Origin of the sequence: Halomonas sp. DP5Y7-2, from assembly GCF_019802025.1 — a bacterium.
GTDB lineage: Bacteria > Pseudomonadota > Gammaproteobacteria > Pseudomonadales > Halomonadaceae > Halomonas > Halomonas litopenaei_A.
Map to the genome: position 1 here is coordinate 321,047 of NZ_JAHVHY010000001.1, position 15,841 is coordinate 336,887.

Annotated in this window: 15 protein-coding genes; 7 read left to right on the top strand and 8 right to left on the bottom strand. The window is 60.1% G+C overall.

The features are described 5' to 3' along the window. Positions 1 to 43: 43 nt before the first annotated feature. On the bottom strand, positions 44 to 859 hold the full coding sequence (locus KUW18_RS01345; protein ID WP_222560623.1) for a metal ABC transporter permease: 816 nt from the start codon (positions 857 to 859) through the stop codon (positions 44 to 46). Next, positions 859 to 1,662, bottom strand: a complete 804-nt coding sequence (locus KUW18_RS01350; RefSeq protein WP_222560624.1) for a metal ABC transporter ATP-binding protein — start codon at positions 1,660 to 1,662, stop codon at positions 859 to 861. The genes KUW18_RS01345 and KUW18_RS01350 overlap by 1 nt, the downstream gene beginning before the upstream one ends. Before the next feature lie 329 nt (positions 1,663 to 1,991). Between KUW18_RS01350 and KUW18_RS01355 the strand changes: the two genes are divergently transcribed. Then, on the top strand, positions 1,992 to 3,242 hold the full coding sequence (locus KUW18_RS01355; protein WP_222560625.1) for a zinc ABC transporter substrate-binding protein: 1,251 nt from the start codon (positions 1,992 to 1,994) through the stop codon (positions 3,240 to 3,242). A gap of 116 nt (positions 3,243 to 3,358) precedes the next feature. Continuing rightward, positions 3,359 to 3,784: a nuclear transport factor 2 family protein gene (locus KUW18_RS01360; protein ID WP_206943059.1), complete on the top strand. Its 426-nt coding sequence runs from the start codon at positions 3,359 to 3,361 to the stop codon at positions 3,782 to 3,784. 114 nt (positions 3,785 to 3,898) lie between these two features. Here the strand turns inward: KUW18_RS01360 and KUW18_RS01365 are convergent, their stop codons facing one another. Continuing rightward, entirely contained in the window at positions 3,899 to 4,588 is a 690-nt protein-coding gene (locus KUW18_RS01365) for a pirin family protein (RefSeq protein WP_222237287.1), read from the bottom strand. 130 nt (positions 4,589 to 4,718) lie between these two features. Further along, positions 4,719 to 5,165, bottom strand: coding sequence for a DoxX family protein (locus KUW18_RS01370; protein ID WP_222161831.1), 447 nt, complete (start codon positions 5,163 to 5,165; stop codon positions 4,719 to 4,721). A gap of 938 nt (positions 5,166 to 6,103) precedes the next feature. Here KUW18_RS01370 and KUW18_RS01375 point away from each other — a divergent pair. The 3 genes from KUW18_RS01375 (at position 6,104) to KUW18_RS01385 (ending at position 8,864) form a co-directional block, all read left to right on the top strand. Then, positions 6,104 to 7,087: a DUF1852 domain-containing protein gene (locus KUW18_RS01375; protein ID WP_222560757.1), complete on the top strand. Its 984-nt coding sequence runs from the start codon at positions 6,104 to 6,106 to the stop codon at positions 7,085 to 7,087. 25 nt (positions 7,088 to 7,112) lie between these two features. Then, positions 7,113 to 8,141 carry a methionine synthase gene (locus tag KUW18_RS01380; protein WP_222560626.1) on the top strand — a complete coding sequence of 343 codons (1,029 nt, stop codon included), beginning with the start codon at positions 7,113 to 7,115 and terminating at the stop codon, positions 8,139 to 8,141. 228 nt (positions 8,142 to 8,369) lie between these two features. After that, a complete protein-coding gene (locus KUW18_RS01385) occupies positions 8,370 to 8,864 on the top strand; it encodes a flavin reductase family protein (protein WP_222560627.1) in 495 nt (164 codons plus the stop codon). Positions 8,865 to 8,908: 44 nt separating this feature from the next. Here the strand turns inward: KUW18_RS01385 and KUW18_RS01390 are convergent, their stop codons facing one another. Beyond that, positions 8,909 to 9,847, bottom strand: coding sequence for a LysR substrate-binding domain-containing protein (locus KUW18_RS01390; protein WP_222560628.1), 939 nt, complete (start codon positions 9,845 to 9,847; stop codon positions 8,909 to 8,911). Between the two features lie 155 nt (positions 9,848 to 10,002). Here KUW18_RS01390 and KUW18_RS01395 point away from each other — a divergent pair, with 155 nt between their 5' ends. Both KUW18_RS01395 and KUW18_RS01400 read left to right on the top strand, forming a co-directional pair. Beyond that, entirely contained in the window at positions 10,003 to 10,707 is a 705-nt protein-coding gene (locus KUW18_RS01395) for an SDR family oxidoreductase (RefSeq protein WP_224908177.1), read from the top strand. 67 nt (positions 10,708 to 10,774) lie between these two features. Then, a complete protein-coding gene (locus KUW18_RS01400) occupies positions 10,775 to 11,458 on the top strand; it encodes a type 1 glutamine amidotransferase domain-containing protein (RefSeq protein WP_206943069.1) in 684 nt (227 codons plus the stop codon). A 100-nt stretch (positions 11,459 to 11,558) separates the two neighbouring features. Here KUW18_RS01400 and KUW18_RS01405 read toward each other — a convergent pair whose 3' ends face one another. From KUW18_RS01405 to KUW18_RS01415, 3 genes are all read right to left on the bottom strand, one after another. After that, on the bottom strand, positions 11,559 to 12,521 hold the full coding sequence (locus tag KUW18_RS01405; protein WP_222161825.1) for a CobW family GTP-binding protein: 963 nt from the start codon (positions 12,519 to 12,521) through the stop codon (positions 11,559 to 11,561). Between the two features lie 28 nt (positions 12,522 to 12,549). Beyond that, on the bottom strand, positions 12,550 to 14,286 hold the full coding sequence (locus tag KUW18_RS01410; RefSeq protein WP_222560629.1) for an amidohydrolase: 1,737 nt from the start codon (positions 14,284 to 14,286) through the stop codon (positions 12,550 to 12,552). A gap of 82 nt (positions 14,287 to 14,368) precedes the next feature. Then, positions 14,369 to 15,760 (bottom strand): YjiH family protein, encoded by a 1,392-nt coding sequence (locus KUW18_RS01415; RefSeq protein ID WP_206943074.1) that lies wholly within the window; start codon positions 15,758 to 15,760, stop codon positions 14,369 to 14,371. Between the last annotated feature and the right edge of the window lie 81 nt (positions 15,761 to 15,841).

Sequence of the window (15,841 nt, forward strand, 5' to 3'; positions counted from 1 at the left end):
AAGCGTGCGCTGCAGTGTGAGAGCCGTCGTCCTGGAGCCGTCGTCACTCGGGATCCACGGCCCTAGACCGGGAATAGCAAACACGCCCCACCACGCTGGTCACAACGAATATAAGCGCAGCAAGACTGACAATGGTGGGCCCTGTCGGCGTATCCAGCCAATAGGCGGCCTGGAGCCCGCCAGTGGTCGAACAGGCGCCAATGCTCGCCGCCACCAGCGCCATGGCTTCCGGGGTGCGACACAGCGGGCGCGCGGCCGCAGCCGGAATGATCAGCAGCGCCGCAATCAGCAGCACTCCCACCACCTTCAGTGCCACCGCGACCACCACCGCCAGCGACAGCGTCAGCACCAGCTGCTCCCGCCGCGGGTCAATACCACTGGCCCTGGCGAGATCTTCGTCCAGCGTGGCGGTCAACAGCGCCGACCAGCGCCATCCCACCAGGCTAACCACCAGAATCGCGCCAGCGGCGATGATCATCAGGTCGCTCTTGCCCACCGCAAGGATATCGCCGAACAGATACGCCATCAGGTCGATGCGCACACCCGACACAAAGGACACCGCGACCAGCCCAAAGGCCAACGCCGAATGCGCCATGACGCCGAGCAGAGTGTCCATGGCGTAGCCCCGTCCACTCAGCTGAGAGACCACCACCGCCATCAGCAGCGAAACGGCCAGTACGCCCGCCAACATGGACGTGGACAGCAGCAACGACAGAGCCACCCCAAGAATCGCAGCATGCGCCGTCGCGTCGCCGAAATACGCCATTCGTCGCCAGACAACAAAGCACCCGAGCGGTGCAGCCGCCAGGGCAACCCCCAGACCGGCCAACACGGCTCGCACAAGAAAATCGTCAAACATCAGCGAGACGCCTCCATCAGCCTGTCGTTTGCCGCCTTCGCTGGAGTGGTCGGCGGCGCCTCGGCCCCCGCGTCCTCTGGGGCCAGGCACTGGGAAGACGACGGCTGTGGATGCGAATGCCGATAAAACGCCAGCGCATCACTGGTGTCAGGGCCAAACAGCTGGCGGTAAACCGGTGATGCGAGCACGCGTTCAGGGGTGCCCTGGCAGCACACGTGGCCATTGAGACACACCACTCTGTCCGACGCCCGCATGACCACATGCAGTTCATGGCTGACCATCATTACCGCACATCCAAGCTCGCTGCGAACCTTGGCGATCTGCCGATAAAAGTCCGCGGTGCCGCGGTGGTCGAGGCCACGAGTCGCTTCATCAAGCAACAGCAGGTCAGGCTTTTCCAGCAGGGCTCGCGCCAGCAAGATTCGCTGAAACTGGCCTCCTGACAGGTCCGCGACCTGCTGTTGCCCGAGCTCCGGCACTCCCGCCTGCACCAGCGCCTGAGCCAGCGCCTGACGCGAATGCCGGCGCGGCAGATTAAGAAAGCGAAACACGGTCAACGGCAGCGTCGGGTCGATGGCCAACCGCTGTGGTACATAGCCGATGACCAGCCCAGCTTCCCGGGTCACACGCCCCTGCGATGGCCTTACTGCACCGATGATGGCGCGCAACAGAGTCGACTTGCCGGAGCCATTAGGGCCCACCAGGGTCACGATTTCGCCGCGATCGACACTCAGGTCGATGCCCTCCAATACGCTATGGCCCCCTAGGGCGACAGACAAATTGTCGATGGACAGCAAGGGCATGGAGGCTCTCCAACTGGCTATTGCTGCGCCGCTCACGCGCAGAGACATGATATTCACAGCCACCGTGCGCGGCGCGCGCGGCATGACGGCTCTTCTGGCCACTCGCAAGGACGTGCTGTCACGAGACTGGGACGCGCCGTCGTGGGAGAAGGATGAGCTGTCGCTGGCCCCGTACAAGCGACCCCGAACCAGGGCGGGCGCTATTGACGAGGCTCAGGTTTACGGGGCTCTCATTGACCAGGCAGTTAATGTTATAATATAACGTTTTATTCCACAAGCGTGGCGTCACCACGTCAGCTGTCCACGTCGATACCTTCCGGGAGAACACGATGAAAAAACCGCTACTGCGTCCGCTCTGCTTGCCATGGCTGCTGACACCGGCCATTGCCGTCGCTGACGTGCCCAACGTGGCGGTGGATATCCCACCGGTGCATGCGCTGGTGGCCCAGGTCATGGGAGAGTTGGGATCGCCAGAGCTGGTCATCCAGCCCGGTGCGTCGCCCCACGGCTATTCCATGCGCCCTTCCGAAGCGCAGGCACTGGCCAGCGCCGACGCCGTGTTCTGGGTCAGTGACAGCCTGACGCCGTGGCTTGAGCGAGCCAGGACTTCCCTGGCGGATGGCGCTCGCGAAGTGGAGCTGATGGAAGCTCCCGGCACGGTGACACTGGCATATCGCCAAGGCGCTACCTTTGAAGCCCATGATCATGGCGATCACGAAGATCACGAAGATCACGAAGATCACGATCATGATGGTCACGAACATGGCGATCATGACCATGGCGAGCACGACGAACATGGCGATCATGACCATGCCGACCACGATCACGACCATGCCGACCACGATCACGACCATGCCGACCACGATCACGACCATGCCGACCACGATCACGACCATGCCGACCACGATCACGACCATGCCGACCACGATCACGACCATGCCGACCACGATCACGACCATGCCGACCACGATCACGACCATGCCGACCACGATCACGACCATGCCGACCACGATCACGACCAGCATACCGCTCATGATCACGAACATGGTCATGCACACGACGGCATGGACCCCCATGGCTGGCTTGATCCTGTCAATGCCAAGGCATGGCTCGATACGATTGCGACCACCCTGGCAGAACTGGACCCAGAGCACGCCGCTACGTATCGCCAGAACGCAGCGAACGGCCAGGCTGACCTGGACGAGCTGATTCAGCGGCTGGATAACCAACTGGATGACGCACGTGGGGTTCGCTTCATCGTGTTCCACGACGCCTACCAATACTTCGAGAACCGCTTCGCTGTCCCTGCCTCCGGGGCCATCTCCCTTGGCGATGCATCAGACCCGAGCCCGGCGCGAATTCGCGAGATCCAGACCCGTGTCAGCGACGACAACATCCAATGCGTCTTCCGCGAACCCCAGTTCAACCCTGCCCTGATTGACAGCGTGTTCGAGGGAACAGAGGTCAACACCTCCATCGTGATGGACCCCCTCGGTGTCGACCTGGACCTGGGACCCGGTCTCTATTCACAGCTGCTGCAGCGACTGGCAGACGGCATGACCGACTGCACCAAGGGCTAGGGCTAGGGCTCGAGGAGTGAGCGTCAAACGGGCCACTCCCCTGCCCTGACGTCGCCGACACCCGCCCTGTCGGCGGCGTCTGTTCATTCCCACACTGTTATGGAGAGCCATTCACCATGCCCCACCCGACCTCCCCGCCATTGACTGAACGGGATGCGCAGTTCTGCCTTGACGCGGCCACCCGAACGCTGGAGCGATGGGCGATTGCCGTCAGTCGTGGAGAGAAGGAGACCCTGCTGGCGCTTTACGCCGAAGACGCCATTCTTGTGCCGACTGTCGCCAACGACGTGAGAGAAGACCGACTTGCCAGGCAGGCCTACTTCGATGCCTTTCTCGCCAACGAAGACCTTAGCTGCGAGCTCGGCGAATTCTCTCGCCGTGTCAGTCGCAAGTTGGGCACCGTCGTCATCGGTGGCCACTACGTCTTCAGCTATCTCATAAAGGGTGATATGGCCACCATTCCCGCGCGCTTCCTGTTCACCTTTGAAGAAATCGCAGGAGAATGGAAGATCACGGGCCACCATTCCTCGCAGCTTGTCTGAAGCGGTCTTGAGCCGCACGGTGATGTTGGCGCGACCCAGGCTGACGTCGCGAGCGACGGCGTCGGCCTGGGTCTCTAGCGACGGCATGCAGGGTGGTGGCCGTCCAAGACCAGGTCAGGCAAGGTCAAACAGCAGCACCTCAGCCGCCGCGATACCGACGACCCTGACCTCTTCTCCCGGTTCAAACGCCGCCGCATCGCCTGCGGACATAAGCTGCCCGTTGACCGCAACCTCGCCCTTGGCCACATGCAGCCATGCGTGGCGTGTTGCCGGCGTCTCGGCGCTTTCGCCCGCATCGAACAGCCCCGCATACAAGTTGACGTCCTGATTCACGCTGACGGAATCGTCCAGACCCTGCGGTGAGACCACCAGGCGCCAGCGGCCCTGCCTGTCCTCCGGCGGAAACGAGCGCTGCTCATAGCTGGGAGCGATGCCTCGCTCTCGAGGTTCTATCCAGATCTGCAGGAAGTGCAGCTCTTCACTGGGTGAAGCGTTGAATTCGCTATGCAACACTCCCGTGCCTGCCGACATCCGCTGCACGTCTCCAGGCCGCATGGTAGAGCCATTATCCATGCTGTCCTGATGCGCCATCGTCCCCGACAGCACGTATGAAATAATTTCCATGTCCTGGTGGGGATGGGTGCCGAACCCTGCACCACCGGTCACACGATCTTCGTTGATGACTCGCAGCGATCTGAACCCCATGTGTCGTGGATCCACGTAGCTGGCAAACGAAAAAGTATGGTGAGAGCGTAACCAGCCGTGATTGGCACGTCCGCGTTCATGGGCATGTCGAAGTCTCATATTGCCTCCTACAGGCAGCACCTGGTGAAGCGCAGCCGCCGCAAAAGGATCACGCATGGCGACGCATCAAGGTCATGATCAAGTCGTGGATAGGTCGAGTATGGGGCGTGGAAAAGTCGCACAACGGCAATCAGGACACCTTACGAGCCATGACCGCATCCAGTGAGGCTCGTCCACCGCCGCTGATCGCAAGAGAGACAGCAATCGCCAACAACGACAGCGCGAATTCATAGCCGTTATTGCTCATGAACAGTCCGTTTGCAGCGTGGACGCTGAAGATCGCCATCAGCATGGTGAACGCGAGCACCACCGCTGCCGGGCGCACCAGCAACCCTATCAACAGCGCCAGACCGCCAAAGAACTCTGCGCTGCCAGCCGCCAGCGCCATCAAGTACCCCGGCTCAAGTCCGATGGAGGCCATCCACTGTCCTGTGCCTTCCAGACCATAGCCGCCAAACCAACCGAAGAGCTTCTGGGCACCATGTGCCATGAAAATGATGCCGGCGGGCACACGCAGGGCCAGGGGGGCCAGGCTGTCTGAACTGCTGATGACGCGGCTAACGACTGATGTGTTCATGATATCTCCAAGAGTGTTCGTGCGGTTGCCACAGCACGGGGGTCCGGGCGGTTGCCATAGAGAGTCGAACGCGATCCCGGCGATTCCACTCTCGGTGAGTCAGCGGATGGATTTGGCACTGACGGTGTTCGTATTGTCACGACCGAGGGAAGCACTCGGTCGATCTTGCGCAAGCCTCCAGGCCGACGCCTTTCCGGGTTACTTGGTCGCGTTAAGGCTTAGCTGCAGCCCATTGCTGTCCCCAGTCGCCGAGGTGTGGCGCAGGTGGCGTGCCTGCAGGTTGGCTCGGGCCTGCGCCATGGCAGTGCTACCTTCCATGCTGACCTTCGTGGCATTCGCCTCGACCGCAGTACCGACAAGCGGCTGCGCCTGAACGGAGAGCGACTGCGCCTGAATGGAAAGTGGCTCATGCAATCTCGCGGTGAGGGCAGAAGCCTGACCTGCCTGAGCGATTGCAGGAGCAGTGAGAGCTGCTGTGACAGGGGCAGTGGCGAAAAGCAGAGTGAACAGTGCGGGCTTGAGTTTCATGGTGTGTCTCTCTTCATGACCGTGTAGTGGGTGTCGCGATCAGCGTCTCTGTCGCGTTGAAGAAAGATTAAACCAACAATAATATCGAAAAAAAGCGACATAAATCCGATAGACCATTCGGTTTTATCGAACTCAAAGACGTTCCTGCACGCTGCGGTATCGCCCTCCTCCCTGCATGAATAAATTTGAAGTTAACAATGAGAAACTTCAGTTTGCCTCATCTTAGAAGTGTCTTGATAATCGTCATCACTATTTCGTCACGACCAGCTCGTCACGACCAGCGCGCAAGCTACCGGTGAGCTAGCACACCTTGACGAGATCAACCGTTTGACCCGAAAGGCACCGTCGAAGGACGACTGGATCTCCAGACGCCTTGGATTCACCTCTCAGGAACCAGGATGGCACCCACGATGAACAACGACTTTGCATTCACCGTTAAGAGCCTTCGTTTCGACGAACACTATCAGCCGTCGGACAGCACTCGTATCACCACCAACTTTGCCAACCTGGCCAGAGGGGAAAAGCGCGAGGACAACCTGCGCAACACCCTGCGCATGATCGACAACCGCTTTAATGCCTTGGCTGACTGGGACAACCCCAAGGGTGACCGTTACAGGCTGGAACTGGAGATCATTTCGGTAGAAATGGCCGTGGATACGTCCACCCGTGACGGTGCCCTGCCGCTGATTGAAATCCTCAAGACCCGCATCATCGATACACACACCAACGAGCGCATCGAAGGGATCGCGGGCAACAACTTCTCGTCCTATGTCCGGGACTACGACTTCAGCCTGGTGCTGAAGGAACACAACAAGGGGCAGGACACCTTCAGCGTTCCCGATGACTTCGGTGTCTTGCACGGCAACCTGTTCAAGGCCTTCGTGAACTCGGACACCTACAGGGAGCATTTCAACAAGCCCCCCGTCATCTGCATCAGCGTGTCGAGCACCAAGACCTATCACCGCACGGAAAATCATCATCCCGTGCTGGGTGTCGAGTATCTGCAGGAGGAGCATTCGCTGACGGATGCGTACTTCAACAAGATGGGCATGAAGGTTCGCTACTTCATGCCCCCGGGCAGCGTCGCACCGTTGGCGTTCTACTTCATGGGCGACCTGCTGGGCGACTACACCAACCTGGAGCTCATCAGCACGATCAGCACCATGGATACGTTCCAGAAGATCTATCGTCCGGAGATCTACAACGCCAACTCAGCTGCTGGGAAGTCCTACCAGCCGAGCCTGCAGCAGCAGGACTATTCATTGACGCAGATCGTCTACGACAGAGAAGAACGCAGCCAGCTCGCGACCGAGCAAGGGAAGTTTGTTGAAGAGTGCTTCATCAAACCCTACCGCGCGATTCTTGAACAATGGTCCGCCAATTACGCTCACTGATTCACTTCTGACAAGGCTATCCATCATGACAACACTGCTCCCGACATCGACGGCCGGCAGCCTTCCAAAACCCTCCTGGCTCGCACAACCTGAAGTGCTGTGGTCCCCCTGGAAACTTCAGGAAGCCGAGCTGGTGGAAGGCAAGCAGGACGCGCTGCGCCTGGCCCTGCACGAACAGCGCCATGCCGGCATCGATATCGTCAGCGATGGTGAACAGTCTCGCCAGCATTTCGTCACGACCTTCATTGAACACCTCAATGGCGTCGACTTCGAAAAGCGCGAGACCGTGCGCATCCGCGATCGCTACGACGCCAGCGTGCCCTCTGTCGTCGGAGACGTCTCCCGCCAGAAGCCCGTCTTCGTGGACGATGCCGCCTTCTTGCGGGCCCAGACAGATCAACCCATCAAGTGGGCACTGCCCGGCCCCATGACCATGATCGACACCCTCTACGATGGTCACTACAAGAGCCGGGAAAAACTGGCCTGGGAATTTGCCAAGATTCTGAATCAGGAAGCCAAGGAACTGGAGGCTGCCGGGGTCGATATCATTCAGTTCGATGAACCGGCCTTCAATGTCTTCTTCGATGAAGTGAATGACTGGGGCATCGCCACGCTGGAAAGAGCGATCGAGGGCCTGAAGTGCGAGACGGCCGTTCACATCTGCTACGGCTACGGCATCAAGGCCAACACCGACTGGAAGAGCACGCTCGGCTCCGAGTGGCGCCAGTACGAAGAGGTCTTCCCCAAGCTCAGGCAGTCCAACATCGATATTGTCTCTCTGGAATGCCACAACTCGCGGGTTCCGATGGAGCTGATCGAGCTGATTCGTGGCAAGAAGGTCATGGTCGGTGCCATCGACGTTGCGACCAATACCATCGAGACCCCGGAAGAGGTGGCCAACACCCTGCGCAAGGCACTTCAGTTCGTCGACGCCGACAAGCTCTATCCCTGCACCAACTGCGGCATGGCGCCGCTGTCCCGCCAGGTCGCCAGGGCCAAGATGGATGCCCTCAGTCAGGGGGCAGCGATTGTCCGCCAGGAGCTGACACGCTAAACCAGGCGCGCACCCTCCGTTCTTTCCCATGGCCGCCGTGATTGCCTCGCGGCGGCCATGCCGTCTGACGTTTCCGGAGTCACCATGTCGTTCCCTGCCCCATCTTCTGACGTTGTTTCAGGCGTTGTTTCAGACCCCGCTGCACCCGCTGTTTCTGGCTCATCCTCTGTTTCTGGCTCACCCGCTGTTTCTGGCTCACCCGCTACGGCAAGGACCGGCCAAGTTCACATGCCGAGGGATGTGATCGAGCCGGCCCGCTTCCGCGAGGCCCTTGGGCACTATGCGTCCGGAATCACCGTGATCTCTTCTCTTGCTGAGGGTGAGCCGATCGGCTTCACCTGCCAGTCCTTTTACAGTGTCTCGATGGATCCGCCGCTGGTCTCCTTCAGCGTCAAATCGACCTCGTACAGCTATCCCAAGATCCGCCAGGCCGGTCGCTTCGCGGTCAACATGCTGTCCGCTGAACAGGCGCCGATCTCGAATCAGTTTTCCCGCCAGGGGGCCGACAAGTGGCAAGGTATCGAGTGGCAAGCATCACCGCTAGGCAACCCGTTGATTCCGGATACCCTGCACTGGCTCGATTGCGACATTCACGCAGAGCACGTCGCCGGGGATCACCTTATCGTGATTGGCGAGGTAAAGGCGCTCCGACTCAACCAGGGCGAGGCTTCCCCAAGCGGCCCCCTGCTGTACTTCAAGGGCCAGTATCGCCAGCTGGCGTGAGGCGCTAGCGCGAAGGATGGAAAGCCGGGCTGATGCATACGCATTTACGTTAGCTCGCCCTGATCAGGCAGCCTGCGACAGCACGCGATGATCTGTTCGCGCAGCCAGCGGTGTGCCGGGTCCTTTTGATAGCGGCGATGCCAGCTGAGATGGAAGGGAAAGGCGTCAAAGGCCACCGGCGGCGCCACCGGGGTCACCGCAAACTGTCGCTGGAAATGCTGGCAAAGCCCTGTGGGCAGGCTGGCGATCAGCGAAGACCGCTCCAATAGCGCGGGCACCGCCATGAAGTAGGTCACGGCCAACGCCACCTCACGCCTCAAGCCCTGGCCTTCGAGCTGCTTGAAGATACCGCTTTTCAAGCGCGTATGGGGCTGCACCAGGACATGGGCATAGCGCTCGAAATCGTCCCTGGCCATCTGCCCACTTCCTTCCAGCCGCTCCAGCAGCGGGTGCCCATTTCCGACCAGACACTCGATCCCTTCGCGGATGACCTCGCGCACGACCAGGTTATCGGGAGGATCGACCTGGCGCCCAAACGCCAGATCGGTCGTGCCGCTCATGACCCCAGCCTCGCTCATGTCCTGTGACAGGCGACGCACCTGCAAGGTGATGCCTGGCGCCTGTTCGCGCAGGACCCCGGCCAGCGCGGGCAGAATCAACACCTCGAAATAGTCGTTGGCCGCGATCTCGAAATGGCGCTGCTCGGTGGCGGGAGAAAAGTCCCGCTCGCTGGTAATCAGGCCATCCAGATCGGTCAACGCTGCCTCGATGACGGGAAAGAGGTGGTCCGCCTTCTCTGTCGGACGCATGCGCTGGCGATCACGTATGAACAGCGGATCATTGAACAGCTCCCGCAGGCGTCCCAAGGCAGCGCTTACTGACGGCTGGCTGAGATGTAGACGTTCTCCCGCACGGGTGACGTTCTGCTCCAGGTACAACGCATGGAAGGTCCGCAGCAGGTTGAGGTCGTAGTTGAGTTTCATCCAGGGCACCCACAGCAGCGTCTGACGTGGCGGCGAGCCACCAACTATTTGTCTCGATAATAGCAGCTATCCGCACTATCGATTATGACGATGGCCGAGCAGACATTACCGTGACACCACACGTGAACTCAGCACTCGACTCACAGGAGCCCATCATGACAGGTGGACAGATGACAGACACTGCCAGCGAAAAGATCGTACTGATTACCGGTGCATCCAGCGGCATTGGCGAGGCCACGGCGCGCACGCTGGTGGAAGCTGGTCACAAGGTGGTCGTCACGGCGCGCCGCGAAGAGCGACTTGCTGCCCTGGCCGAGGAACTGGGTCACGACAAGGTGCTGGCGATTGCCGCCGATGCCACCGACTACGATCAGATGGCTGACGTCGTGGCGCGTGCGGTGGCCCACTACGGCCACCTGGACGTTGCCTTTGCTAACGCTGGCACCGGCATCAGCCAAGCGGGTACGGAGCAGGGAGACCCGGAAGAGTGGAAGCGCGTCATCGATATCAACATCAACGCACTGCTGTGGACCGCCCACACCACTCTGCCCCACCTGAGAGCGCGTCAGGGGCATTTCATCCTCACCAGCTCGGTGGCGGGGCGTGACACCCATGCGGGGTCGATCTACAGCTCAAGCAAGTGGTTCGCCTACGGCTTTGGCCAGAACCTGGCGCTGGAAATGGCCGAGTGGCAGGGCCGTTGCACCACGATTACCCCAGGCATGGTCAACACGCCCTTCTTTGACCAGCCCAAGCCGGACAAGCTGCACCCGCAGGATGTTGCCGACGCCGTGCTGTACGCCATCCAAGCAGCGCCGCGAGCCAACATCCGCGAAGTGCACCTGATGCCAACGCGCTAAACGACGTCTAGGCGTCAACCCCATCATCACGTCCTGCGGATACATCCGCACGATCAAGGAGAGCCCCATGAGCAAGGTACTGGTTGTTGTCACATCCCACGATACCCTTGGAGACACTGGCAAGAAGACAGGCTTCTGGCTCGAAGAGCTGGCCGCCCCCTACTACGTGCTGAAAGACGCCGGTGTCGAGGTCACGCTGGCGTCTCCCAAGGGTGGTCAGCCACCGCTCGACCCGGCCAGTGAAGGCGAAGACTTCCAGACAGACGCCACTCGCCGTTTCGACCAGGACGCGCAAGCCCAGCGTGACCTGGCCAACACCGCGGTGCTGTCCGAGATGAAGGTCGAGGATTTCGATGCCATCTTCTACCCGGGCGGCCATGGCCCGCTGTGGGACCTGACCAATGATGCAGACTCCATTCGCCTGATCGAGCAGTTCCACGCCGCTGGCAAGCCCGTCAGCGCGGTCTGCCACGCCCCTGCGGTGCTGCTGAAGGCGAAGAAGTCAGACGGCACCCCCTTCGTCGATGGCGTGCGCGTCACCGGCTTCACCAATGGCGAAGAAGCCGCCGTGGGCCTCACCGAGATCGTGCCGTTCCTGGTGGAAGACAGCCTGCAGCAGCAAGGTGGTCTGTACGAAAAGAAGGCCGACTTCACCGCCTTCGCGATTCAGGACGGGTTGATCATCACCGGCCAGAACCCGATGTCCTCTGAGGGCGTCGCCGAGCTGTTGCTCGACAGCCTGAAGGCATAAGGTCTGATAGCTGACCCACCGGAGGCCTCCCCTGGCGACGACCTGTTGCTGCCGGGGGAGGCGCTTCAACTATCAGCCAGCGAGCTGGCCTAACAGGCGCTTACGCCACGCATCCCTCGAAGGCCGCTTCCAGCTGAGGAAGGCTCAGCTGTCCGCGCTCACCGATGACCACAACGCGCGACATGGGCTGGTCTTCCGCCCAGGGAGCACCGGGCTCAAGCTCACTGCGACTGCCCACCAGATGCAGCACTGCACGGCGATCCGGCAGCTCTGCCAGGCAACAGATACCCTTGGCGCGATAGACACTCGACGGCAGCGATTCGAGCACCCTCCGCAGCGCCGCCAATGACAGCGGCCGATCACTGCTCCAGCTCCAGCTTTCAAACTGGTGAGCGTGATCTGCGTGCGTGCAGTGCGCACCGCACTCATGCGAGGACTCCAGGCGCACAGGATCGAAGGCCCCAACGCCCAGCACCAGCTCCAGCGGCACTTCACCAAAGCGCGCTTCCAGCAGTCGCACTCCGGGATATAGCCAGCGCTGCTTCATCGCCCTCACCTGCGCAGGGCTCGCCAGGTCACACTTGTTGAGTACCACGATGTCGGCAATATCGAGCTGCTCCATCGCCAGGGCCGCCAGCTCGCCCTCGAGCTGATCAAACTGCTCTGCGTCTATTACCGTGAGGACACTGTCGATCACCAGTTGGTCCTGAAACTGTGGATAACGCAATGTCCCGGCTATCTTGCTAGGGTTGGAGACGCCGCTGGCCTCAATAAGGATGTACTCCGGACGCTGCTCCCTGAGAGCCAGCAAGCGGGACACCTGCTCCATCAAGTCGCTCTCTACGGTGCAGCAGATACAGCCATTGGCAAGGCTGACCATGGTCTGCGTCTCACTGACGATCAAGTCACGGTCGATATTGATCGCACCGAAGTCGTTGACCATCACCGCCATCCTCAACCCAATGTCACTGTTGAGAATCTTGTTGAGCAAGGTCGTCTTGCCGGCGCCCAGAAAGCCCGACACGATGGTGACCGGAACAGGGGGGAAATGCTGATGCTTCATGCGGACTCATCCCTTCGGACTGGGCGGTTCAAAATTCAGGAATATCGCGCTGCCATACGGCTTCGCGCACCGTGCCGGAAAACTCTCCCTGTGCGTCCCAGACAAACTCACCTTCCAGCATGGTGAGGTCTACCTGGGTAGCGTGAATATTGCCTCGTGGGGCAACCTCGAAGAGGTTGCGGTCCAGCACGATCAAGTCAGCCGACTTGCCGACCGAGATCGAGCCGGCTTGATGCTCGATTCCCATCGCCCAGGCGCCATTGATGGTCATTACGCGAATAGCCTGCTCCAGGCTGATCGGCTCGCCATAGAAGCTGGCGTCCGTCTCCTCCCAGGGATTCTCTCGGGTCACCATTGCCTCGAAGCCGATCCAGGGGTCCAGACTCGATACCGGCCAGTCGGTGCCCATGACCGCCACGCCGCCGGCATCCAACACGCCCTTGAAGTTGTAGGCACGCTGCATGCGCTCCTCGCCAAACACAGCACGAGCATAGGCAAACGAAGAGGGGAACCACCCCACCGGGGAAAACTCGGCAATGACATCCAGTTCGCTGAAGCGCTGCAAGTTGGCATCCAGCAAGGTGGTGCTGTGGGCACACTGATGGCGCATGCCCTTGCCACCGTTGCGTCGCCGAGCCTCGGCCACAGCATCAAGAAACAGATCAGAAGCGCCATCGCCGGTGCAATGCGCAATCACGCGAATGCCCTTGCGATCCATATCCGCGACCATGTCGTTGATATGCTCAGGCGTCAGGTTGAGGTGACCGCGCCAGGCGCTGCCCTCGGCCCAGGGGGTCGACAAGTACGACGACCGCGACTCATGAGTCCCGTCAAAGTGAAATTTGACAGCGTTGGCATTAAGCCGAGCACTGCGATAGAAGTGCCGCTCCCCTGCTATCAGCTCCCACCGGCGCTTCACGGGGAAGATGTCATCCTGCCAGCTGATCGCCGCCTCGACCCTCACTGTCAGCTGTCCTTGCTGGTCGATGGTGCGCAACGCATCGAGACGGTGTTCGCACACATGAACAAACTTGGTGCCGACCACCCCACGTCCGCTTTGGAACTGCACGCCCTCACGATAGGCTCGCTGCAGGGCATGCGCCGGAGAGGGCGGCATGGCGGCATGAATCATCGCGTAGGCACCATCGACCAGGATGCCCGTGGGCTCCCCAGTGATACCGTCACGTTCGATGTAACCATGGCGAGGGTCCGGAGTGTTGACATCGATAGCGGCTAGTTCCAGCGCCATCGAGTTGACCAACATACATCCCCAGGAGCGGTCGAGAATGGCCACCGGGCGATCCGACACGATACTGTCGAGCCAGGCTCGATCCGGAACGATGCCCGCCTGCTTGAAGGTATACCGCACAAAATAAGCGCCATAGATCCAGCCATCCCCCGGATGTTGGTCGGCGTAACTCAAGATCGCCTGGCTAACCTGCTCTGGCGTCGGGTCCTCGAGTCCGACATCCAGGTATCCTGCGTAGCCAGGTGCCAGCGCCAGGTCAGGATGGGTGTGCATGTCGTAAAGGCCAGGCATGACAAAGCGACCACCCAGATCCACCACACGAGTATGTTCACCGATATGGGCGGCAACCTGGTCGGCACTGCCGACGGCGATGAAGCGCCCCTGGGAGATCGCTACAGCATCAGCCCAGGGCGTCGCGTCATCCACCGTGTAGAACCGGCCATTGGTCAAGACCAGCTCGGCAGTTGCTGCAGAAGGACGGGTATTGGAAGACAGATAATGACGAGAAACGTCCATGATGTAGCCCTTTCAAACCGGAAGATGCCTCCAGCGACTAGCGCAGTGACATGACACAGGCTAGCCGCAGGCGTTGGCAGATTTATCCCAGGATCAGGTGGCCCAGGAGAGACAGTATCGGCAAGGAGATCAGTACGCGGAGCAGATAAATCACGATGAGGTCCCTCAGCTTCAAACCAATCCCTGCTCGAATCAGGACGATCGCGGCCTCGGTGAAGAAGATGATCTGGTTGACCGCGACACCTGCCAGCACGAACCGAGTAACCTCACTTTCAATACCGGCGCCGAGCAACGGCGGCATGATGCTGTCCACAATGCCGGCAAGCAGCGCAGGAGCGGCCTTGTCAGCTTCTGGCAGCTGCAGCAGTTCGAGAAATGGCACCAGAGGCAATGACAGCACGTGGAAGAACTGGGTGAACTCGATCAACGCCAATCCGGTACAGCCAATGATCATCATCGTGGGATATACGGAGATCGCCACATCGAGACTGACATGCACACTGCGCTTGAACAGTTCCAACGGTGGCGCAGCCGAGGCCGCACGTTCTACTGCTCGACGCAGCCCCATCGCAAACAGCCCTTCCCCTGCCTGCTTGTCCATCACCAGTTGCTGACCCACAACGGGATGGTACGCATCGGGCTTACCCCGCAACGGCGGTAACTTTGGCACGATGATGGCGCACACAATGCCGGTGAAAGCGACGGCGGCATACCACGGTAGAAATACATGCTGCATTCCGATCAAACTCAGCAACAGGTACGAGTAAGCGATCGACACGATCGAAAAATTGGTCGAGATGACACAGGCTTCTCGACTGGTATAGAAGCCCTGTCGGTACTGCTGCGTGGTCAGGATAATGCCCACGGCGGACGCTGACAGCCAGGAGGCAAGACTGTCGATAGCGGCACGCCCCGGCAGCCCGAACAGCTTGACGAAAACCCTAGACAGAAGGCTACCGACGAACTCCATTAGCCCATAATCGGTCAGCAGCGGCAGCAGCAAGGCCGACAGGAAATAGATGGCCAGTACCACGGGCCCGACGTCGTAAAGCAATACGCCCCCGGTGTTGCGGTGCCATACCCACTCTGGCCCCCACTGGAAGTAGGTCATCAGCATCAGTGTGGCTCCTACCACCCTGATAAGCGTCCATCCGACTCCAGGATTCAGCAGCTGCACGAAGCGATTGGGATGCTCCTTTAGCGAGCTGAACGTGACCAGCACCGTCAGTGCGCTGGGAATGACCGCAACGGCAACGGTTACCGGCACCATCAATGGCTTTATCACGTCATTGATATAGTCGATAACGAAAGCAATCAATACCGTCAGGCGGCCATCGACGCTGATGGGAGTAAGGAACAACAGCACGCCAAGAAGAGTGGGCAGCAGGAACTTGGCAAGTTGCGCAGCGCTATAGCGATGGGAGCGATGCGTTGTCTCATCGGTCACGGCCGATGATTCGGATTTATGTTGCATGGGTGCCACCTTGTTATAGTTATCCAGCTTCAGGATTCCATTGTGGTATCAGGCCAACGTCCCGGTACGGCCTGTCTGGCA

Excerpts from the sequence above, each read along its gene's own strand:
- KUW18_RS01345 (WP_222560623.1), bottom strand. The coding sequence starts at position 859 with ATGTTTGACGATTTTCTTGTGCGAGCCGTGTTGGCCGGTCTGGGGGTT.
- KUW18_RS01350 (WP_222560624.1), bottom strand. The coding sequence starts at position 1,662 with ATGCCCTTGCTGTCCATCGACAATTTGTCTGTCGCCCTAGGGGGCCAT.
- KUW18_RS01355 (WP_222560625.1), top strand. The coding sequence starts at position 1,992 with ATGAAAAAACCGCTACTGCGTCCGCTCTGCTTGCCATGGCTGCTGACA.
- KUW18_RS01360 (WP_206943059.1), top strand. The coding sequence starts at position 3,359 with ATGCCCCACCCGACCTCCCCGCCATTGACTGAACGGGATGCGCAGTTC.
- KUW18_RS01365 (WP_222237287.1), bottom strand. The coding sequence starts at position 4,588 with ATGAGACTTCGACATGCCCATGAACGCGGACGTGCCAATCACGGCTGG.
- KUW18_RS01370 (WP_222161831.1), bottom strand. The coding sequence starts at position 5,165 with ATGAACACATCAGTCGTTAGCCGCGTCATCAGCAGTTCAGACAGCCTG.
- KUW18_RS01375 (WP_222560757.1), top strand. The coding sequence starts at position 6,104 with ATGAACAACGACTTTGCATTCACCGTTAAGAGCCTTCGTTTCGACGAA.
- KUW18_RS01380 (WP_222560626.1), top strand. The coding sequence starts at position 7,113 with ATGACAACACTGCTCCCGACATCGACGGCCGGCAGCCTTCCAAAACCC.
- KUW18_RS01385 (WP_222560627.1), top strand. The coding sequence starts at position 8,370 with ATGCCGAGGGATGTGATCGAGCCGGCCCGCTTCCGCGAGGCCCTTGGG.
- KUW18_RS01390 (WP_222560628.1), bottom strand. The coding sequence starts at position 9,847 with ATGAAACTCAACTACGACCTCAACCTGCTGCGGACCTTCCATGCGTTG.
- KUW18_RS01395 (WP_224908177.1), top strand. The coding sequence starts at position 10,003 with ATGACAGGTGGACAGATGACAGACACTGCCAGCGAAAAGATCGTACTG.
- KUW18_RS01400 (WP_206943069.1), top strand. The coding sequence starts at position 10,775 with ATGAGCAAGGTACTGGTTGTTGTCACATCCCACGATACCCTTGGAGAC.
- KUW18_RS01405 (WP_222161825.1), bottom strand. The coding sequence starts at position 12,521 with ATGAAGCATCAGCATTTCCCCCCTGTTCCGGTCACCATCGTGTCGGGC.
- KUW18_RS01410 (WP_222560629.1), bottom strand. The coding sequence starts at position 14,286 with ATGGACGTTTCTCGTCATTATCTGTCTTCCAATACCCGTCCTTCTGCA.
- KUW18_RS01415 (WP_206943074.1), bottom strand. The coding sequence starts at position 15,760 with ATGCAACATAAATCCGAATCATCGGCCGTGACCGATGAGACAACGCAT.